We start from the raw sequence: 22,184 nt of genomic DNA on the forward strand, positions 1-22,184 counted from the left end.
CTCATCTAATTAAATTTAATAGCAACTATGGTAATATTATCAAGTCCCCCACTATCATTGGCCATAATCGCTAAACTTTCACAGGCTTTTTGAATATCTTCTTCTCCTATGAAAGCATTTTTAATTTCGAACTCCTTTAACATATTAGAAAGGCCATCACTACATAATAACAATATATCATTTTTAGCATATTCTTTAATTACTAAATCCATTTCTATAATACTACTAGAACCAACAGCTCTAGTTATCATATTTCTCTTAGGATGAGTTTTTGCCTCTTCTTTTGTTATACTGCCAGTTTTCAAAAGTTCATTTACAAAGGAATGATCCTCCGTTATTTGAAATATCTCTCCATCTCTAATTAAATAGGCTCTACTATCTCCAACATGTCCGATGCAAATTTTATCCTTAAGTATGTATGCTAAAGTTATAGTTGTACCCATGCCATTATATTTTTCATCTTCAAGAGATTTAAGATAGATCTTTATATTTGCTTCTTCTATTGATTTTTTAATTAACTTTATTACTGATTCTTCATTTGTTAGACTAGCTTTTGCTCCTATAAAATTATTTTCAATAATATTTTTTGCCATAAGGCTAGCTACTTCCCCTGCTTTATGTCCTCCCATTCCATCAGCAACTATATATAGTGGAAAAGATGGATTTTGAGATGCATAAAAAGCATCTTGGTTATTTTCTCTAATCTTACCTATATCAGAAATAGAACCAATGACCATAATACCACCCCATTAAAATCTTTTATTATTACCTTGAGTAACAGCACGTCTAAGCTGTCCGCATGAAGCACTAATATCTCCACCCATTTCTCGCCTTATGGTAACAGCAATGCCTCTATTACTTAAGATTCTTTGCACCCTTTCTATATTCTTCCTACTTGGCCTGTCCTTATTAAATTCTCGAATTGGATTTAATGGAATTAAGTTAATATGACATTTTAGTCCTTCAAGAATTTTAATCAATTCTTTTATATCTACATCTCTATCGTTTACATTATCAATTAAAGTATATTCGAAAGTAATTCTTCTTTTAGTTTTCTCTGAGTAAAATCTACATGCCTTCATCAATTCGTCTATAGAATATTTTTTAGCTATTGGCATGATTTTTTTTCTTTCAGCATCAAAGGGTGAATGTAATGATATGGACAATGTTATTGGTATATTCTCATTAGCCAAATCATAAATCCTAGGGACGACCCCACATGTTGACAAAGCAATATTTCTAAGACTAATATTATGACCTTTTTCATCATGAATAATGTTGATAAATTTCATAGTATTATCATAGTTATCTAATGGTTCTCCACTTCCCATTAATACTATATTAGAAATATCTTTTCCTAAATCCTTTTCCATCATATAGATTTGATTTACCATTTCTGCTGGAGTTAAATTTCTTATTAGTCCTTCTTTAGTAGAAGCACAAAAGGAACATCCCATCTTACAGCCTACTTGAGTAGATATACAAGCAGTTAAGCCATGATTATATTCCATAGCTACGGATTCAATAATATTCATATCATCTAATAAAAATAAATATTTTTTGGTATCATCAATCTTTGAATCAAAAACTTTGTAAATATCTATTTTATTAACCTTTATGTTATCAAGTAAATATTTTCTTAGGTTTTCAGGTAATACCTTTAAATTTTCAATATCTACTTTTTTATTTCTATGAAAATATGAAAATACTTGCTCTCCTCTAAAGGATTTTTCCTGTATTGAAACCATATATTCCCTTAATTCTTTTAAAGTTAAACTATTTAGTTCAATCTTGTTCAATTAATCACCTCAATGCTATCCTAATATATTATTATACATAATTATTAAAAATATATCTATCTTTCTTTAATTATTTTTACAATATAAAATCCATCGGTATTGTGAATGTGAGGAAACAGCTGGATATAACCATGTTTTAAAGTATCTATATTTTGTGAATTATGTATCTTATCTTCAATATTAACTAATTTAAAACTCTTATTTTCCTCTAAAAATTTATTTATCATATTAATATTCTCGTCTTTTTCTATTGTGCAAGTACTATAAATTAATATACCACCTATTTTTAAATAATCTTTTACATTGTTTAGAATAGTATATTGCAACTCCACCAGCTCAGCTATATCCTCTTCTTTTCTATTAATTTTTATATCAGGTTTTCTTCTAATTAAACCTAAACCAGAACAAGGAGCATCTAATAACAAATAGTCTGCCAAATTTACTAAAGAATCATCTCTTTTAGTTCCATCTAAGATGGAAGTTTCAATGATATTAATACCAAGTCGTTTTGCATTTTCTTCAATGAGCTTTAATTTATGTTCATAAATATCTTGACTTAAAATTCTTCCTTCATTATTCATTATCTGTGCTAAATGGGTAGCCTTCCCCCCTGGGGCACTACAACAATCAATAATGGTGCTTCCAGGTTTAGGATCCATAATTTGCCCTACTAAGGTACTACTCTCATCTTGAATAATAAAATGCCCCATTTTAAATTCGGAAGTTTCAGTTATTCTAATAGGATTCTCTACAATCAGAGAATCATTAGCATACTTAGTATCTTTAACAGTAAAACCATAATCCATTAGTTTTTCTTTTAGCTTTTTCTTGCTAGTCTTTAAAGTATTTACTCGTATATTCAACTGTGGAGATTTATTATTTTCTTTACACAGTTTTTCAGTAAATTCTTCACCAAATTCTTTTATCCATCTTTTCACCATCCATTTTGGATGAGAGTATTTTATAGAGATATAGTCAATTTTATCTTTTGCTTCAACTTTCATAAACTCATCTTTATTCCTACTAATATTTCTGAGCATTCCATTTACAAATCCTATAGTACCTTTATGTCCATGTTTTTTAGCTAAATTTACTGATTCATTAACTGCTGCACTAATGGGTATTCTATCCATAAATATGATTTGATATATCCCTATTTTTAATATAATCAAAATAATGGGATGAATTTTCTTAAGTTTTATTTTTGATGCCTTTGATATTATATAATCTAAGTATATATTATTTTCTAAAACTCCATATACAATTTCTCTAACGAATCCCTCTTCTTTATTGCTTAGTCCTTCATCTAAATTACTATTTATAGCTATATTAGAAAAAGCCCCATTATTAAAAATATCGTTTAATATATTTAATGCCATTTCTCTACCAGATAGTTCCATATACACACCTCTATAGTTTATATTGATATTTAAAAAAGGGGGAATTATCCCCCTAAACTTTAATCTCTTCTTCTATTTGTTATTGCTAATAATCTAAGAAGTTCTCCAATAGCTACTAATGTAGCAGCTACATAGGTCAATGCAGCAGCCTTTAATACTTCCTTAGCTGGTTTTATTTTATCCCTTGCCATAATTCCATTTTCTAATTGGACAAGAGCCCTTCTACTTGCATTAAATTCTACAGGTAATGTTACTATTTGAAATAGCACCACAGATAAAAACAAAGCAATTCCAAGTTCAATAAAAAATGGAGATATTGCAAAACCAATAAAGATAAAAATCCATACAAGTCTTGAACCAATGCTTGCAATGGGAGCTATATTATTCCTAAGAATTAATGGAAAATATCCCTCTGCATGCTGAATAGCATGCCCCACTTCATGGGCTGCTACACTCATAGAAGCAATACTATTCCCTCCATAGATAGAATTAGATAATCTTACAACTTTAGTTCTAGGATCATAATGATCTGTTAATTTTCCTCCTACCTGCTCAACTCTAACATCATAAAGACCATTTCTATCTAAAATCATTCTTGCAATTTGGGCACCAGTATATCCTGTACCGCTAGAAACCCTCGAATATTTATTAAAGGCAGAACTAATTTTAAGCTGGGCATAAGAAGCAAATAACATAGCTGGAAGTACGAATATTATCCATGAACTATAGTATCCACCACCATAATAATTTCCAAACATTCTATTACCCCTTTCCTATCTAATTTAATATAATACCTTTTTCTATAGAGTTTCCTCTTAAATATTCTTCCACTTTTAATTTCTTTTTGCCTGGAAATTGAATTTCCTCAAGAACTACAATTTTATCCTGTGAATTTACATATATACCCTTATTATCAACTTTTACTATCTCACCCTTGGATCCTTCTTTGATTTCATCACTCAAACTGGCTTTGTGTATTTTTACAATTTCATCCTTATATTGTACATATGCAGAAGGCCATGGCTTTAATCCTCTAATTAGGTTTATGATATTCTCCCCTTTATCATTCCAATTTATTCTTCCCATACCTTTATCTAACATATGAGCATATGTAGATAAAGTATGATTTTGAGGAGTTTTGTTTAATTCTCCATTTTTAATACCTTCTAATGCTTCAATTATCAACTTTCCTCCTAGTTCAGAAAGCTTATCATGTATACTAGAAGCATCATCATCTAGGTTAATAGGAATTGATTCCCACAATACCATATCTCCAGAATCCAATCCTTCTTCCATTTCCATAATTGTTACTCCAGTTTCCTCTTCACCATTTATAATAACCCAGTTTATAGGAGCTGCCCCCCTATATTTAGGTAATAATGATGCATGAACATTATAGCATCCATATTTAGGTATTTCTAAAATGTCTTTTTTCAGTATTTGACCATAAGCAACAACAACAATAAAATCTGGATTTATGGATTTAAGTCTATTAATAGTTTCTACATCATTAATTGAATCCGGTTGATAAACTTCTAATCCTAATTCCAACGCCTTTTCTTTCACTGGAGTATATTGAAACTTCTTCCCTCGCCCTTTAGGCTTATCCTTTTGAGTTATAACTAACTCTATAGAATATCCTTTTAAATATAAGGATTTAAGTGTTGGAACAGCAAAATCAGGAGTACCCATAAATACTATCTTCATATTACACCTCATCACTTAAATTTTTTTCCTCTATTTCTACTTCTTCAATTATTTTATCTATATATAATATACCTTCTAAATGATCTATTTCGTGACAGATAGCTCTTGCTAATAGACCTGTTCCCTCTAATACTTTCTCTTTTCCATTTTCATCTAGATATCTTACCTTAACCCACTGTGGTCTACTTACTGTGCCAGAACGATTAGGAACAGATAAACATCCTTCTATATCTATTTCTTCACCTTTCATTTCAGTTATAACTGGATTTATCAATTTAATTGGACCTTCACCTACATCTATGACTACAGCTCGTCTAAGAACTCCTACTTGGGGAGCAGCTAATCCAACGCCTTCTGCCTCATTCATAGTATCTATCATATCATCTAAAAGAATTTTTATTCTATCTGTTATTTCTGTTATTTCTTTTGATTTCTTTCTTAAAATCGGATCATCAGATAGTCTTATCTCACGTAATGCCATATTTATTCCTCCTATAGTATCGAATTTGGGTCAATGTCGATGCTAAATTTCACATCGCCTATCTTTAATTTATATTCATTATTTATACATACCCTTTTAACCAAAGATTTTAAACTATTTATATTTTCTTTTTTTGACTTAATAATTATCTGCCATCTGAAATTATTTTTAATCTTTTCCAAAGGTGCTGGATAAGGTCCAATAATATAGTTATTTATAGTTTCTTTATCAATCCATTTTGCTCCTTCAACAAATAAATTATATACTTCTGTAGCTACAGATGCAACCTTATTATTATCTTCTCCATATATAAGCAAACTAATAAGGTCTAGAAATGGAGGATATAAAAACTCCTTTCTTAAAGCAATTTCTGTATTATAAAAACTTTTATAATCATGCTCTTTAGAAAATTTAATACTGTAATGTTCTGGATTGTAAGTTTGAAGTATAACCTTTCCGTTATAATCTCCTCTTCCTGCTCTTCCAGCTACTTGAGTAACCAATTGAAAAGCACGCTCAGGAGATCTAAAGTCTGGTAAATTCAAAGTAGTATCAGCCGCTATTATACCAACCAAAGTTACATTTTCAAAATCTAAACCTTTGGAAATCATTTGTGTACCAATTAATATATCTATTTTCCCTTTTTTCATATCTTCCAAAATAGATTCATGACTTCCTTTTCCAGTTGTAGTATCCATATCCATCCTAACTATTCTAGCCTGCGGAAATAACTCTTTTGTAAGTTCTTCTACCTTCTCAGTACCTATACCAAAATATTTAATGTAATTACTTTTGCACACAGGACAAATATTTGGAGGAGATATAGCTAAACCACAGTAATGACATCTTAATTTATTCATATTTCTATGATATGTCATAGATATATCACAATTATTACATTTTACTACATATCCACAGTTTCTACAGGATACAAAAGTAGAAAAACCTCTTCTGTTTAAAAATAATATAGTTTGCTTTCCATTATTTAAGTTTTCATCTATAGATTCATATAAATCTTTACTAAATATAGATTTATTTCCATTATTTAGTTCTTCTCGCATATCCACTACTGTTACTTCCGGTAATGAAAATTGGTTTATCCTTTCCTGTAATTCTAGTAATTTAAAGCTTCCATTTAGGCTATTATAGTAAGTTTCTAAGGAAGGTGTAGCAGAACCCATAATTAAAAATGCTTTTTCAATATCTACCCTTTTAGCTGCAACTTCAATAGTATTGTACTTTGGATTTTGAGATGACTTATATGTTGCCTCATGTTCTTCATCAATAATTATAATCCCAAGATTTTTAAAGGGTGCAAATACAGCAGATCTAGCACCTACAACAATCTTTACTTTACCCTCTTTTATTCTTCTCCACTCATCAAACCTTTCTCCATAGGATAATTTACTATGCAGTACTGCAACTAAATCTCCAAACCTACCAACAAATCTATCAATTGTTTGAGGAGTAAGTGATATTTCGGGAACTAAAATAATAGCTTCTTTCCCTTTTTTTATTGTCTCTTCAACAAGTTGTAAATATATTTCTGTCTTCCCACTTCCTGTTACTCCATGAATCAAAAATTTATTATTACTATTTTCACCATGAAATGAACTTATAACTCTATCAAAAACTTTTCTTTGAGTAATAGATAGATTATATTTTTTATAATCTTTTATATCTTTTTTTATTGGATTTCTATTGACTTCTTTTTCATATATCTCTAAAAATCCTTTTTTTTCTAAGATTTTTATTGTAGATAGTGTAGTATTCATTAATTTTGAAAGTTCTTTAAAAGATATATCTTCTATATCAAAAAGAAACTCTATTATTTCTCTCTGTTTTACCGCCCTTTTTCCAATTCTTTTATGCATTTCTTCCAAAGAAAGCAGTTCTTTATTTAATAATCTAACCCATTTATCCATCTTTTTATCTACTTTTGTTTTAATATCTATTGTAGTCTCTATAATTCCTTTGTTTTCTAAAGAATTTAATAACCTATTAATATTAGGAATCCTCAAATCTTTCTTTAAATCTTCTAATAACACTCTACCATTAATCTTTAAATAAGAAAGTATATTTAATTCATCATTATTTATATCTTTCATATGACTATTTTTAATTATTTCAACAAATGTATTTACTTCCTTAAAATCTCCTGGAGGCAATACTGGTTGAAAAGCATCTATATAAGATGATAAATAATATTCTTTCATCCAAATACTTAAATCTATTAATTCTTTTGAAATCAAAGGTTTATCATCTAAAACATCAATTACCTTTTTTAATTTATAACCTCTATCCCAAGTATCAATAATATTAACTACAATACCTTTTATTAATTTATTTCCCCTTCCAAAGGGAATTATTACCCTCATACCTTCTTCTACAATATCTTTTAGTTCATCATCAAGAATATATGTATATAGCTTATCCACCTGTGCCGCTCTATTATCTACTATAATTTCTGCATATTTTATACTCAAATAAATCATCCTTTTATATGTGAAAATTAAAAGCTAGATAGTCTAATCTAGCTTTTATCATCTAATATAGATTTTACCCTATCCAATATAACCTTTGCAACTTCTCTTTTATTCATCATAGGATAAGTATTTTTATTTCCTTCTTTATCAATTATAGTTACAATATTAGTATCGGAGTTAAATCCTGCACCCTCTTTTGTTACATCATTTGCAACTATAAAATCAAGATTTTTCTTTTTCAGTTTTTCCATTGCATATTCATCTAAATTATTAGTTTCAGCTGCAAAGCCAACCATAATTTGATTCTTTTTTTGTTTCCCAAAATGAGCAGCTATATCTGGATTTTTTACATATTTAATAATTAATTCATCTTTTTCATTTTCTTTTTTCTTTATCTTAGTAGAACTTACGGTTTCAGGTCTATAGTCAACGGGTGCTGCAGATTTTATAAGTACATCACAGGAATGGAAATACTTATCAACTGCATTTAACATATCTTCAGTAGTTTTTACTTTAATTAATTCTATTCCCCTAGGTGGGGTAATTGATGTTGGTCCAGAAATCAGTACAACCTCTGCTCCTCTAGTGGCTGCCTCCTTAGCTATACTATAACCCATCTTTCCACTTGAATGATTAGTCATATATCTAACAGGATCTAAGGGCTCCATAGTTGGTCCTGCTGTTATAACTATTTTTTTTTCAGATAAATCCTTTTTTATAAAGCTATCAACAATATATTCTACAATATCTACTGGCTCTGCCATTTTTCCTTCACCATAGTCCCCACAAGCAAGCATTCCTACTGCTGGCTGAATAAAACTATATCCTATTTTTTTTAATTTTTCCATATTATCCTTTACTATAGGATTTTGATACATCTTAGTATTCATAGCAGGTGCAAATACTATCTTGGCTGTAGACGCCATTATCACCGTAGTTAAAAGATTATCAGCTATACCATTTGCAATTTTCCCAATAGTATTTGCAGTAGCTGGGGCAATTAAAATGAGATCTGCTTTTTGTGCAAGTGATATATGTTCTACATCATAGTTTATAATTTCACTGAACATTTCTCTATGAACTACATTTCCTGACATGGTTTGGAATGTCAAAGGAGTAACAAATTCAGTAGCTCCTTCTGTCATTATTACTTCTACATTAGCATGAAGTTTCTTTAATCTACTTACTATGTCAGCAGCTTTATATACCGCAATCCCTCCTGTAACTCCAAGGATTATGGTTTTATCCTTTAACATCTAATCACCTCTTATTTTATACTATTTATAGGTGGTCTAGTATAGGTTATTTTCCCTTCTATAACTTCTTGCAAAGCTATGCTAACTGGCTTTTTAGAAGAAGTTTCAACTAATGGCTCTGCACCCTCAATGATTTTTCTAGCCCTTTTAGCTGTAAGCATAACTAAAGTATATCTACTATCACCTCTTTTGGCTAATTCGTTAAAAGATGGATTTAACATATTATCTTGCTCCCTTCGAAATAATTTTATCTGTTATATTAGAATTCCTCTTTACTTTTAATCTCTCTGCTTTTATTATTGTTTCAACATCCAATACAGCATCTTGGATTTCATCATTTATAACAAAATAATCATATTCTTCTATATATTTTAGCTCTTTAAAAGCATTTTCAAATCTTCTATTTATATCTTCTTCTGATTCTGTCCCTCTTTTTACTATTCTATCCCTTAGTTCCTCCATTGTGGGAGGCAAAATAAATACCAATACTGCTTCAGAATAGTTTTTTTTAACTTGTAAAGCACCTTGAACATCAATTTCAAGTAAAACAGTTTCGCCATTATCTATCTTGTCTATAACAAAGTCTCTAGGAGTTCCATAGTAATTAGTGTGTACATATGCATATTCTAGAAATTCATCTTTTTGAATCCTTCTATTAAACTCTTCTTCATCTATAAAAAAATAATTAACTCCATCTACTTCTCCAGTCCTAGGTTTTCTCGTAGTTGCAGAAATAGAATATAATATATCCTTATTTCTTTCTAATAGTTCCTTACATACAGTTCCCTTTCCAGTGCCAGCAGGACCTGAAATAATAAGTAAAAATCCCTTTGACATATTTATCACCAACCTTTTATATTAATCTGCATTTTCTTCTTTATCGTGAAATCGATTAGCAACTGTTTCTGGCTGAACAGGTGTTAAAATAACATGTTGACTATCTGTAACTATAACTGCCCTAGTTCTTCTGCCATAAGTAGCATCTATTAAAAGACCTTTATCCCTTGCTTCCTGAATCAATCTTTTGATAGGTGCTGACTCTGAACTAACCACAGCTATTATTCTATTGGCTGAAACAATATTACCAAAACCAATATTAATTAGTTTTATTGACATCTTTTCCTCCTAATTATTCAATATTTTGAACTTGCTCTCTTATTTTTTCTAATTCTGATTTTATCTCTACTACATTCTGAGAAATCAACATATCGTTTGCCTTTGAACCTATTGTATTGATTTCCCTATTCATTTCTTGAATTAAAAAATCAAGCTTTCTACCTATTGCATCTTTCTCATTTAATATTGACAAAAATTGTTTCACATGACTTTTCAATCTTACAATCTCTTCATTAATATTACTCTTATCAGCAAAAATAGCTACTTCAGATGCAATTCTATCTTCATCTATATTAATATCTTTATCTAGCAATTCACCAATTCTCTCTCTTAACTTACCTTTATACTCCAATACAACTAAAGGAGATCTTTCTTCAATTTCCAATACTATGGTTTCAATTCTATCTAATTTTGAAATCATATCATTTTTTAATTCTTCTCCCTCTACTACCTTCATATTCATAATATCCCTAAGAGCCATGTTTAAAGCTTCCTTTAAACATGTCCAAGCAATATCTTCATCTAATTCTTTTCTTTCAGTCTTGATGATTTCCGATAGGCCTAATATATTAAACAGCCTAATATTTTCTTCTAACTCCAGCTCTTCTGATAATTTTTCTAAAACATCTTTATAGGATTTTGCTAAAGGTATATCTACTTTTATATCTATAGCCGATTCATTAATATAGTCTAAATTAATATATACATCAATTTTTCCCCTATTGATTTCAGTTTTTATAATCTTTTTAACATTTTCTTCAAGATATGAAATATGTCTAGGCATTTTAACCACAATATCATTATATCTATGATTAACTGCCTTTATTTCCACTTTAAAATTGTAAACTTCATTGCTAGATTCTCCCCGACCAAAACCAGTCATACTCTTAATTATAATAAACACCCCTCTCTTATTCTGATAGCCACTATATTATATCTATTATATCAGATTTAATCTACTATATATTACAATTTTTTAACATTTTCTTTATAAATCCTTTTAGTTTATTATTTCTTAATATAATGGTATACTTTTAATAGTCTTAGTAATATTGGAGGAGTTTATATGTCATTTGATGGTATTGTAACAAAATCAGTTGTTAAAGAATTAAGAGAAAAATTAATAGGTGGAAGAGTAGACAAAGTTTATCAACAGGAAAAAGATGAAATATTATTTCATATACACAGTAAAGGAATTAACTATAAATTAATAATGTCTGCTAGTAGTAATAATCCTAGGGTTTATTTAACAGATTATTCTAAGAAAAATCCTCCAGAACCACCTATGTTTTGTATGCTTTTAAGAAAGCATCTTATTGGAGGAATAATACTGAATATTGAACAGTTTAACTTAGATAGGGTGATTTTCATTGATATATCAGCCATAGATGAACTGGGTCAGCCTACTGAAAAAAGAATAGTCATTGAAATAATGGGAAAACATAGCAATATTATATTAATTGATAAATCTTCATTTAAAATAGTAGATTCAGTAAAAAGAATATATGAAGATATGAGTAGAGTAAGACAAATTCTCCCAGGCATGATTTATGAATATCCACCATTGCAAGATAAAGTTAATCCTTTAGACATTGCAAAGGAAGATTTTTTTAGTATTATGGATTCGGAGGACAAAAATTTACCATGTTTTAAATTCCTTTACTTTAATTATTTAGGATTAAGTCCTTTAATAAGTAGAGAAATATGTTTTGATGCCGGTATAGATATTGATAGAAATCTTGGCAGTATGTATGAAGATGATAGAACCTCTTTATATATTTCTTTTAATAAATTTATGAACCAAATATCTAGAGAAGAATTTAATCCTGTTTCAGTTTTAAATAATAACAAAACAGAAATATTAGCTTTTCATGCATTAGAGCTTAATCAATTTGGCACAGAAAATAGAGTATTCTTTGATTCTATCTCAAATCTTCTAGATAATTTCTACCGCAGAAAAGATATAATTGATAGAATAGGTCAAAAATCTCAGTCTATTAAAAAATCAATTCAAGTAAAATTGGATAGAGCCAATAACAAACTAGGAAAACAAAAGGAAGAACTTTTAGAAAGTCAAGACAGAGAAAAATATAAAATTTATGCTGATTTAATCTCTGCTAATCTTCACATTATTCCTAGGGGAGTAAATAGTATTGAACTTGAAAATTTCTATGATGAAAACATGAATAAATTAAATATTCCTCTTGATATTAAATTATCTCCAGTGGCAAATGCACAAAGATACTATAAAAAATATTCAAAATTGAAAAATGCTCATCAATTATTACTAGAGCAAATACCTAATACAGAAGATGAAATCTCTTATTTAGAAAACGTCCTTATGAGTATAGAAAATTCAACTGAAATTGAAGAGTTAGATGAAATTAAAGAAGAATTAATAAGCGAGGGATATATAAAGGGTTCTATAAAAAAGAAGAAGAAAAAAGAAGAGTCTGTATCTAAACCACTTCACTATATTTCTAAAGATGGATTTAATATTTATGTAGGGAAAAACAATAAGCAAAATGATTATTTAACATTAAAATTATCTCGTAAAGATGATATATGGCTACATGTACAAAATATGCCTGGCAGTCATGTAATCATAGAAAAAATGGGTAAGACTATACCTCTTTCTACTATAGAAGAAGCTGCTATATTAGCTTCATACTATAGCAAAGGCAAAAACTCTAATCATGTACCTGTAGACTATACAGAAAGAAAAAATGTTAAAAAACCAAAAAACGCAAAGGCAGGAATGGTAATATATGAGGATTTTAAAACAATAATTATAAATCCTTCTAAGGAATTAGTAGATAATATTAAAAAGGGCTAATTTTAGCCCTTTTTAATATTCTATAAACCTAATTTGACTTTTAGCTTCTCAAGCATATCTTTAGTCATAGCATCTAAATCATATTTTGGATTCCAACCCCATTCTTCTCTAGCTGCTGAATCATCCAATGAATTTGGCCAAGAATTAGCTATTGCCTGTCTTACTGGATCAACATCATAGTCTAATTCAAACTCTGGTATAACCTTCTTTATAGATGCAGCTAACATCTCTGGATCAAAACTCATTGCAGTTACATTAAATGCATTTCTATGGATTAATTTAGATGAGTCTGCTTCCATTAGATTTACTATAGCATCTAGTGCATCTGGCATATACATCATATCCATCTTTGTTCCTTTATCTATAAAACTTGTATATTTTTTATTCTTTAATGCATCGTAGTAAATATGAACTGCATAATCTGTAGTACCTCCACCTGGTAATGTTTCATAAGAAATAAGACCTGGGAAACGAACTCCTCTAGTATCTACTCCAAATCTCTTGAAATAATAATCACATAGTAATTCCCCTGCTACTTTAGTAACACCATACATAGTTGTTGGTCTTTGAATAGTATCTTGTGGTGTATTATCTGGTGGTGTAGATGGACCAAATGCTGCTATAGATGATGGTGTATATACCATACAATTTTCTTCCCTTGCAACTTCAAGGATATTATATAAACCGTTCATATTTATATCCCAACATTGCTCTGGATGTTTTTCACCAACAGCTGAAAGAATAGCTGCTAAATTTATTATAGTATTTACGTTATGTTTTTTAACTATTTCCGATACTTCTTTCCCCTTAGTTATATCTACTATTTCAAATGGTCCTGATTCAATTAATTTTTCATGTCCTTCTTTTACTCTTCTACCACTGGCAATTACATTATTTGCCCCATAAATTCTTCTTAATTCTGTAGTTAATTCTGAACCAATTTGTCCTAATGCTCCTGTTACTAATATTTTCCTCATTAAATGCACCCCCGTTATAATTAAGTAGCTTTAATTCGTCATAATTATATCATATTTAATACAATTTGAGTACCCATTATATGATAATTTTAGTAAAAACAAACTCCAATTCCTTTAGGTCCTAGATGAGAACCAATTACGGGACCTAATTCATCAATTATTATTATTATAGCATCAGGAAATTTTTCTTTTAATAAATCCTTTATTTTTTCTGCATCTTCCTTATTCAAAACATGACATATACCTATTTTATTGACATTAGAAGGAATCCTATCAATTATGGCTGATATTACCTTATTTCTGCCCCTAAGTTTTTCTAAAAGTTTCAGTTCTCCATCCTTTAGCTCAATTATAGGTTTTATATTTAAAAGGTTTCCCAAGGTTGCTTGCACTGTGGAAAGTCTTCCACCTCTTCTTAGATACTCTAAGGTATCAGTGGTTAAATAAATATTTATATTTGTTTTTTTAGTATTCAAATAAATTTCGATATCATCCGATGTTTTTCCTTGTTTTACCATTTCAACTGCATCTTCTACTAAGAATTTCATATTAGAAACGGTTGTTAAAGAGTCAATAATAGTAATTTTTTTATATTCTAACATATCTTTTGCAAGCATAGCACTATTAAAAGTACCACTTAATTTAGAAGATAAAAGAATTGCTATTATCTCATCATATCCCTCGCTAAAAGCTTTATTAAATGCATCTAAAAATTCTCCTACTGCTGGTTGAGATGTGGAAGGAAACAATTTCGTATTTTCAAGTTTATTATAAAATTCATCGAACTCTCCTGGAAATGGATCTTTACCTGTTTCCTCTCCAAATACATAGTTTAATGGAACTATAGTTATATTTTCTCTTTCTGCATATTCCTTAGTTATATAAGCTGTACTATCGGTTACTATTTTAATTTTTGACATCCTATACCTCCTCTTATAATAAAATAATTCTGCTACTATATAGTAGCAGAATTATTTTATTATTTCATACTTTAATCTATTTTACAAGTATTTATTTATATTTATCCTAATTTTTTAACCTGTTCCATATTATCATATCTTCCAATTCCAAATATTATTGTAACAAACATTACCCCTAACATAGCATAAGCATATAAGACATAAGGTGTTACTTGTATTGCTGTTAGTGGAACAGCACTATCCTTTGCAAAACCTATTGTATAAATTATAGCAGGTGTCCAAGGTAATGAATAAACAAATGTATTTGATTGAGCGTCTAAAAGATTTGCAACACGATATGGACTAATACCATGTTTCTCTCCAATAGGTTTCGCAAAGGAAGCACCAACTGCTAATATTGCTGGAGCATTAAGCCCCATTAATGACGAAAGTATTATAATCATAATACTTATAACAAATTCTGCACTTCTTGGACTCTTTGCAACTTTTCCTAAAACATTTAACAATTTAACATCCCCATGTCCTGCTCTCATGATTTCAATTGAACCAAATAATAAAAGAGCTAGAACTACAACTTGCATCATGCTATTAATTCCTGTATAAATTACACCGTCTACTGTTCTATCAAGTCCAACACCTGAAACTCTAATTAAAGCCTCTTTAACCACATCAGAAGCAGGATCAATTTGTATAAAATCTATTAAACCAAATAATACTGCTGTTCCCCCTGCTAATACAGATCCTATTGTGGTTGCAATAATAATATCTCCTGATTTTACAGCAATCCAAATAGTTATGGCAACTGGAATCAACATAAATAACGTCTTAGAATTATATGAAATAGATTCAACAGCTGATATGCCCCCCTTATATCCACTTCCAATAATTATAATTCCAATAATAACTATAATACCTGCAGCAATAGCATATTTTAAACGTGATTTAACTACACCTGGAACATCAATACCTTGTGAAGTAGCTGAACAAATAGTTGTATCAGAAACTGGTGCAAGATTGTCTCCAAAAGCACCTCCAGAAATTATAGCCCCTGCCAAAAGAGCAGGATGTGCTCCTAAAGCAATACCCGCAGGATATAAAACACCCATGCCAGCAGCAATTGTACCAAAGCCGGTACCAGAAGCTGTAGCAAAAACTGCCGATGATAAAAAGGATATAATGATAAAAAAAGTACCTTCAATCCCCATTGAAGCAGCTACACCAGCAATTCCAGTAGCTAAACCAGAAGTACGAAGAATTCTAGAAAAAACTCCTGCAAAAATCCAACATACTATAGGAATTATAGCTTCTTTACTGGCCATACCACTAATTAAAGCGTTAGAATATTGTGCTTTATCTTTTGCAAAGAAAAAGGCAGTGACTAAAGCAATAAATGCAGGTACCCAAAGAGCACCATCTGATATAGATCCAAAATGGAATGTTGTAATTATAATCATAACTAAGAATACTACAAAAGGTAAGAAAGAAACCCATTCACCACCATAAAATTCTAATTTTTTTATTTCCTTACTCATTTTATTCCCCCTCGTATATATTGTTTTATATTGATATATAACCTACACTTATTTTTCGATTCCCTTTCTAGCCTCTACACCTCTATAATAATAATGCTTAATCTCCTTCATTTCAGTAACTAAGTCAGCAAATTCAATAATTTTTTCATCTGCATATCTACCTGTTAAAATCACTTCAATTTTTGGTTCTCTGTTCTTTAATATATCAATAATATCATCGGGATCTAATAGTCTATAATAAGTAGCTATATTTATCTCATCCAGTACAACAATATCATATTCATGACTATTTAAAATTCTTTTACATATTTCTAATCCTTCTTTTGCCATTCTAATATCTTCATCTGTAGGATTGTTATATATAAAGCAATCTCTACCAAATTGTTGAATTTTAAAATTAGGAAGGTATCTTTGACTTTCTAACTCACTATAATCCATACCTTTAATAAACTGACCAAAAAACACCTTCTTCCCTGCAAAAATAGCCCTTAAAGATAAACCTAATGCAGCAGTTGTCTTGCCTTTTCCATTTCCAGTATATACATGAATATATCCTTTTCCCACAATATACACCTCCTCCTAATAATTTTAATTCTTTCCTTATTATTTTAATCATATTATATCATCATTTTAAATAAAATAGATATTTAAATATATAGCCTAATGCAACTGAATTCTTTAAAGTTAAAACTAAAATAGCAAAATTAGCAATAATATTATAAAATAATAGTTGACATAATATTATAAAAATGATATATTAATATTAAAGCATTAGCACTCACCGAACTCGAGTGCTAACAAAACTATAATAAAATATTTATTAAAAAGGAGTTGTTAATTATGGCTGGATTAGTACCTTTTAACAGAAGAAATTCAAGTATATTAAATACTGGTTTTGAGGACTTTTACAACATGTTAGACGACTTTTTTAATAATAATTGGTCCACAAACAAGTTAAATTCAAGGGATTCATTCAAAATAGACATTCAAGAGGATGACAAAGAATATATAGTTGAAGCAAATTTACCAGGAGTAAAAAAGGAAGAAATAAATATTGAGTTAAATGATGGTAAATTAAAGATATCTGTAAAAAGAGATGAAACCATCAATGAAGAAAAGAAGAATTATGTCTATAAAGAAAGTAGATATTGCTCAATGAGTAGAAGTGTTTATTTAGCAGATTCTAAGTCAGATGGTGTCAAAGCTAAATTAGATAATGGAATACTTTATATTACAATTCCAAAAGAACAAAAAGCAAATAATACAAAAATAATCGAAATTGAATAATGTAAGAGGGTGTAATTAATTTTGTGCTTTAAATAAATCTAATGCACTAATCTGACAAGAATTAATTGGTTGGATAAAAATTATAATTTTATAATCTTGGCTTTATACTTGCCAAAACTATTTTATTTTATAAATTAATAAATAGTTTTGGCAATAATTTTACATAGGTGATTTACAATTTTTCTAAATATATCTTAACTATATCTTTCTTGTTTTAACTTCACTCTTGCTACTACATGTTTCATATTGTTATAGTAATGATAATCATGGGAGTCTTAATTAATTTTTTCTATTTTCCAAACTCCTATCTTTTTTATTTTATTTCTTCCGTTAGAATTGAAATCATTGCACATAATTCTACTGCTTTATATATTCTAAAGAATTATCTAAAACATTATATTTTACAATTACTTTTTCAATTATTTCCATATAATCATAAGCAAGATCTGCCTCAAACTCTAGTGTATTATTGTCAATCCATTTTAAATTGCCACCCCAGCTATATCGTCCGTCTGGATAAGTATTGTTGTAATCTTTATTATCCATGGCAACCTTTTCTATGGCTAACTTCATAATTTCAGGACTGATTTTTCCACTATTTAAATCAATAATATTAAGGGAACTACTTCTTCTATTACATGTTTGTACTGCTATTTTATCCTTAGATGGAGAAACTTTAATGGCTTCAGTCGTATCAATATATGTTTGTGACTCTGTAAAAGAATAAAGCTTCGATAACTTATTGTTTCTAATTATCCATAGTTCATTATAACTTCCGTAGTCAGAGTAATCATTAAAAAGTGCAAAAACTTTAATATCTCCAGTACCATTAACAATATAAGGGCTATCAAATTTCTTACTTAACACGCTTATTGCAAATTCGGCACCATGTTTAAGTGTATTATTTGTACTGCTCAAAAATGGTTTAATTTTAGATATTGCATGAATGCTTATATCCTCATGATTATAATATTCAACGAGTCTATTTATACAATAATACTGACTATATACATTCGTTGATTCTAATCCTTTAAACAATACCTCCACACCATACTTTTCAATGAAATAATTGGCTTTATCCATGATATCTTTATCTATATATTTCCAATATATTTCACGTCCTGTATAGTTTTCTGGTATTTTCATTAAAGTATCCCAGAACTTATCAATTTCAGTGTCATATATTTTAACTTGTTTTGAATCAGCATCCCAGTCAACAATTTTATTAAAGGACTCTGCTATTCCCCTAATTGGCATATATGTGACGCCATTGTAACTAAACGGTTCTACATTATGACCATTAGCATCTTTAACTTCTATTTCTTTACCATTTAGAAATATTTTTATATTGTCATAGTGTACAGTTATATTTGTGCCTGTTACAGCAGCAAAAACAGTACTGGTCAATATTATTATTGTTAAAGTAAAAATGATTCCTGATAAAAATCCCTTCCATTGTTTAAACATTTGTATTCTCCCCTTTCATCATAACCACTACTATCTACCAAAAATGATTGATTTTAAAACTACTTTTATTAAAACTATGATTAGTATCTTATCTATATAATATCATATAAATTATTAAATTTATCATTTCCTACTCTACTTTAATAATATTGTAAACTATAGAAATATCAAAAAAAATGATTAAATTATTGCCATTTAAATGAATATTAATATTAATATTCATTTAAATGGCAATGTAATAATTCAAAATTGTTTTGGTAGAGCTTTAATCCTTGTTAATCTCTATTTTTCCAATATTTCTTTGCATCATCAAAATTTTTATCTACCAATATATCTTTAAAAATTTGTTTCTCCAATTTCAAATAATGTTCCTTACTTATAACTTATTTCTTTACTATGGGCATCCGTAACCATTCAGAATAAATTCGTCCCCAAGTTTCTTGCAAAGTTTCTGGAAATGGCTCTACTGCTTCAAATACTGCCCATGTTGATGCATCAACTTCGAGCTTTACCATACCCTCCAAACACTCTTTGGTGGTTGCTACACCTATATAATGGTCTAGCTTTCCGCTCCTAGCTTCTGAAGGTGTTATCCCATGCATATTTTGGAAAGCTCTTGCAAAAGAATCTGGTGAATTATAACCGTATTTCACAGCTAAATCTATTACCTTGATATTACTATTCTGAAGCTCAAATGCTGCAAGAGCAAGGCACCTACGAACAAATATATTCTGATAGGGTAATACCTGTTAAAAAAAGAAAACACCCTTTGAAAACAATATTCTGAACATAATGCAAATCTTGCCACTTTATTAAAATCAATATCATTATCAAGATTTTCTTCAATATACTTCAATGCTTCATTCATTTTTTTAAGCGAATCCATATATGATCTCCTTTTATCAAAAAAGTATCAAGAAATCAAGATATATACCCGATATTCTCTGCACAAAATTGTAGCTTCTATCTTATTCATTTAACATTATCCATTCCTCAAGAAGATTATCTAATTGACTTTCCAATTCAACTTTTTCATTATATAGATTATCTAATTTACTATAATCCATAGCATTGTCATTTATTTCCAACTCCTTATTTGCAATTAATTTTTCATACATTTCTATTTCTTCTTCTATTTCTTTGATTTTTTTAGTATTTGATTTATTCGTTCTCATCTTTCCATTACTTTTCTTATTATCAAATACTTCATTATTTTTATCTTTATTTATTTTATCAAATTCCTGATTCTTTTTCTCAGATAATTTCTTTTCCCTAAAGTAATCATAGTTTCCTAGGTAAGATATGAGTTTACCATGAGAAAGTTCTACTACTTTATTTGCAATTCTATTAATAAAATATCTATCATGAGATATAAAAATTATAGTTCCTTTAAACTTTAATAAAGTTTCTTCTAGCATCTCACGACTCATAATATCTAAATGATTTGTTGGCTCATCTAATATTAGTGTATTTACATCTTTATACATTAATTGACAAAGTCTAAGTCTAGCCCTTTCCCCACCCGAAAGATATTTTACCCTTTTAAAAACATCTTCACCATAAAACAAAAACCTTGATAAAATACTTCTTGCATCTCCTTCAGAACAGATATTTTCTTCTCTAAAGGTATCTAAGATAGTCATATCTTCATTATTAAAGTAAATATTTTGCTGCAAATATCCTATTTTTACATTTACCCCTATCTTTATTTCCCCCTTATCTGCAAAAGTTTCACCTAATATTGTTTTTATCAAAGTAGTCTTGCCACTTCCATTTTGTCCAATCATAGCAACTCTTTCACCATATTTAATAGAATAATCTAGATTTTTAAACAAAACCTTATTTCCTATTTTCTTATATAATCCCTCAACTATAATAACATCTTGACCTGATCTATTTTGAATAGAAAAATCTAGTTTCATTGTATCATTATCTATTATAGGTCTATCAACCTTTTCCATTTTCTCTAATCGCTTTTCCATACTAAAAGCTCTTTTAAACATTTTTTCATTATCTCCCCTATTTGCCCAATCTTTCAGTCTTTTTATTGACTCCTCCATTGATTTAATTTTCTTTTGCTGATTTTCATAACGTTTTAACTCTTCCAAATATACTTTTTCTTTTTCTCGTATATAGGATGAATAATTCCCAATGAAAACATTTACTTTTCCTCTTTCTATTTCGATTATCTTATTTACAACATTATCTAAAAAATATCTATCATGAGATATAATTATAACAGTTCCTTTATACTCTAATAAAAATGACTCTAACCAATCAATAGAATCCATATCAAGATGGTTAGTAGGCTCATCTAAAAGCAAAATATCCGGCTCTTCTAATAAAATTTTACCTAGAAGAATAGTGGTCTTTTCTCCTCCACTTAAATCTTTAAACTTAGTATTTAAAATCTTTTCATTTAATCCTAATCCCTTACATACTTTGTTTAATTTTTCTTCAATTTCATATCCTCCTTTGCTTTCAAATAGATTCTGAAGTTCTCCATATTTTTTAATTATAGATTCTAATCTATTTCCTGCAACATAACTCATTTTTTCTTCTAATTCCCTAAGACTTGATAATATTTTGAATTCATTATGAAATGCTATCTTTAAAACATCTATTACTCTAAATTCATCTTGATAGTTTGTCATTTGCTCTAGATAACCTATTTGGCTTCCTTTACTAATAGTAATCAATCCCCTATCATAGCTTTCCATACCTGCTATGACTTTAAATAAAGTGGTTTTTCCTGTTCCATTTCTTCCCACTATACCAACTTTTTCTCCTTTTAACACTTGAAATGTTATATTTTTTAATACTTGCTCTGCCCCATAATACTTTTCAACATCGTTTAAGGATATTTCTATCATATTTCCATTCTCCTTTCAAAAAATAAACCTAGGTAAGAAAAGTTTAC

22 protein-coding genes are annotated in these 22,184 nt (G+C 29.0%); 2 read left to right on the forward strand and 20 right to left on the reverse strand.

Annotated features, from left to right (window positions below; all coding sequences use genetic code 11):
* Positions 1–5: 5 nt before the first annotated feature.
* The 12 genes from BUB33_RS02190 to BUB33_RS02245 are packed head-to-tail and all read right to left on the reverse strand — an operon-like array spanning position 6 to position 11,128.
* Positions 6–737 carry a Stp1/IreP family PP2C-type Ser/Thr phosphatase gene (locus tag BUB33_RS02190; RefSeq protein WP_072972593.1) on the reverse strand — a complete coding sequence of 244 codons (732 nt, stop codon included), beginning with the start codon at positions 735–737 and terminating at the stop codon, positions 6–8.
* A 12-nt stretch (positions 738–749) separates the two neighbouring features.
* Entirely contained in the window at positions 750–1,799 is a 1,050-nt protein-coding gene (gene rlmN, locus BUB33_RS02195; protein ID WP_327191961.1) for a dual-specificity RNA methyltransferase RlmN, read from the reverse strand.
* A gap of 56 nt (positions 1,800–1,855) precedes the next feature.
* Positions 1,856–3,199 carry a 16S rRNA (cytosine(967)-C(5))-methyltransferase RsmB gene (gene rsmB, locus BUB33_RS02200; RefSeq protein ID WP_084725055.1) on the reverse strand — a complete coding sequence of 448 codons (1,344 nt, stop codon included), beginning with the start codon at positions 3,197–3,199 and terminating at the stop codon, positions 1,856–1,858.
* Between the two features lie 59 nt (positions 3,200–3,258).
* Positions 3,259–3,957, reverse strand: coding sequence for a zinc metallopeptidase (locus BUB33_RS02205; protein ID WP_072972599.1), 699 nt, complete (start codon positions 3,955–3,957; stop codon positions 3,259–3,261).
* Between the two features lie 19 nt (positions 3,958–3,976).
* Entirely contained in the window at positions 3,977–4,906 is a 930-nt protein-coding gene (gene fmt / locus BUB33_RS02210; protein ID WP_072972601.1) for a methionyl-tRNA formyltransferase, read from the reverse strand.
* A gap of 1 nt (position 4,907) precedes the next feature.
* Positions 4,908–5,387 (reverse strand): peptide deformylase, encoded by a 480-nt coding sequence (gene def, locus BUB33_RS02215; protein WP_072972603.1) that lies wholly within the window; start codon positions 5,385–5,387, stop codon positions 4,908–4,910.
* Positions 5,388–5,398: 11 nt separating this feature from the next.
* The gene (gene priA / locus BUB33_RS02220; protein ID WP_084725057.1) at positions 5,399–7,873 is read right to left on the reverse strand and encodes a primosomal protein N'; all 2,475 of its coding nucleotides are present in this window, start codon (positions 7,871–7,873) and stop codon (positions 5,399–5,401) included.
* Positions 7,874–7,920: 47 nt separating this feature from the next.
* Positions 7,921–9,129 (reverse strand): bifunctional phosphopantothenoylcysteine decarboxylase/phosphopantothenate--cysteine ligase CoaBC, encoded by a 1,209-nt coding sequence (gene coaBC / locus BUB33_RS02225; protein ID WP_072972609.1) that lies wholly within the window; start codon positions 9,127–9,129, stop codon positions 7,921–7,923.
* Positions 9,130–9,140: 11 nt separating this feature from the next.
* Positions 9,141–9,350: a DNA-directed RNA polymerase subunit omega gene (gene rpoZ, locus BUB33_RS02230; protein ID WP_072972611.1), complete on the reverse strand. Its 210-nt coding sequence runs from the start codon at positions 9,348–9,350 to the stop codon at positions 9,141–9,143.
* Between the two features lies 1 nt (position 9,351).
* On the reverse strand, positions 9,352–9,966 hold the full coding sequence (gene gmk / locus BUB33_RS02235) for a guanylate kinase (RefSeq protein WP_072972613.1): 615 nt from the start codon (positions 9,964–9,966) through the stop codon (positions 9,352–9,354).
* Positions 9,967–9,987: 21 nt separating this feature from the next.
* On the reverse strand, positions 9,988–10,245 hold the full coding sequence (gene remA, locus BUB33_RS02240; protein WP_072972615.1) for an extracellular matrix/biofilm regulator RemA: 258 nt from the start codon (positions 10,243–10,245) through the stop codon (positions 9,988–9,990).
* A 13-nt stretch (positions 10,246–10,258) separates the two neighbouring features.
* Entirely contained in the window at positions 10,259–11,128 is an 870-nt protein-coding gene (locus BUB33_RS02245; protein ID WP_234949965.1) for a YicC/YloC family endoribonuclease, read from the reverse strand.
* A 183-nt stretch (positions 11,129–11,311) separates the two neighbouring features.
* On the opposite strand from BUB33_RS02245, the gene BUB33_RS02250 reads away from it, so the two are divergent.
* The gene (locus BUB33_RS02250; protein WP_072972616.1) at positions 11,312–13,081 is read left to right on the forward strand and encodes an Rqc2 family fibronectin-binding protein; all 1,770 of its coding nucleotides are present in this window, start codon (positions 11,312–11,314) and stop codon (positions 13,079–13,081) included.
* 20 nt (positions 13,082–13,101) lie between these two features.
* Here BUB33_RS02250 and BUB33_RS02255 read toward each other — a convergent pair whose 3' ends face one another.
* From BUB33_RS02255 to BUB33_RS02270, 4 genes are all read right to left on the reverse strand, one after another.
* Entirely contained in the window at positions 13,102–14,058 is a 957-nt protein-coding gene (locus BUB33_RS02255) for an L-threonine 3-dehydrogenase (RefSeq protein WP_072972618.1), read from the reverse strand.
* Positions 14,059–14,147: 89 nt separating this feature from the next.
* A complete protein-coding gene (locus BUB33_RS02260; RefSeq protein WP_072972620.1) occupies positions 14,148–14,978 on the reverse strand; it encodes a DegV family protein in 831 nt (276 codons plus the stop codon).
* Positions 14,979–15,079: 101 nt separating this feature from the next.
* On the reverse strand, positions 15,080–16,510 hold the full coding sequence (locus tag BUB33_RS02265; protein WP_072972622.1) for a Na+/H+ antiporter NhaC family protein: 1,431 nt from the start codon (positions 16,508–16,510) through the stop codon (positions 15,080–15,082).
* 48 nt (positions 16,511–16,558) lie between these two features.
* Positions 16,559–17,074: a cob(I)yrinic acid a,c-diamide adenosyltransferase gene (locus tag BUB33_RS02270; protein ID WP_072972624.1), complete on the reverse strand. Its 516-nt coding sequence runs from the start codon at positions 17,072–17,074 to the stop codon at positions 16,559–16,561.
* A gap of 276 nt (positions 17,075–17,350) precedes the next feature.
* Here BUB33_RS02270 and BUB33_RS02275 point away from each other — a divergent pair, with 276 nt between their 5' ends.
* Positions 17,351–17,797 (forward strand): Hsp20/alpha crystallin family protein, encoded by a 447-nt coding sequence (locus tag BUB33_RS02275; RefSeq protein WP_072972626.1) that lies wholly within the window; start codon positions 17,351–17,353, stop codon positions 17,795–17,797.
* A 357-nt stretch (positions 17,798–18,154) separates the two neighbouring features.
* Here BUB33_RS02275 and BUB33_RS02280 read toward each other — a convergent pair whose 3' ends face one another.
* From BUB33_RS02280 to abc-f, 4 genes are all read right to left on the reverse strand, one after another.
* Positions 18,155–19,264, reverse strand: coding sequence for a copper amine oxidase N-terminal domain-containing protein (locus BUB33_RS02280; RefSeq protein WP_072972628.1), 1,110 nt, complete (start codon positions 19,262–19,264; stop codon positions 18,155–18,157).
* Between the two features lie 383 nt (positions 19,265–19,647).
* Positions 19,648–19,992 carry an effector binding domain-containing protein gene (locus BUB33_RS16230; RefSeq protein ID WP_312908653.1) on the reverse strand — a complete coding sequence of 115 codons (345 nt, stop codon included), beginning with the start codon at positions 19,990–19,992 and terminating at the stop codon, positions 19,648–19,650.
* Positions 19,929–20,150, reverse strand: a complete 222-nt coding sequence (locus tag BUB33_RS16235; protein WP_072972633.1) for a hypothetical protein — start codon at positions 20,148–20,150, stop codon at positions 19,929–19,931. The genes BUB33_RS16230 and BUB33_RS16235 overlap by 64 nt, the downstream gene beginning before the upstream one ends.
* A gap of 82 nt (positions 20,151–20,232) precedes the next feature.
* Entirely contained in the window at positions 20,233–22,137 is a 1,905-nt protein-coding gene (gene abc-f, locus BUB33_RS02295; protein ID WP_072972635.1) for a ribosomal protection-like ABC-F family protein, read from the reverse strand.
* Between the last annotated feature and the right edge of the window lie 47 nt (positions 22,138–22,184).

Source organism: Tissierella praeacuta DSM 18095, from assembly GCF_900128955.1.
Classification (GTDB): domain Bacteria; phylum Bacillota; class Clostridia; order Tissierellales; family Tissierellaceae; genus Tissierella; species Tissierella praeacuta.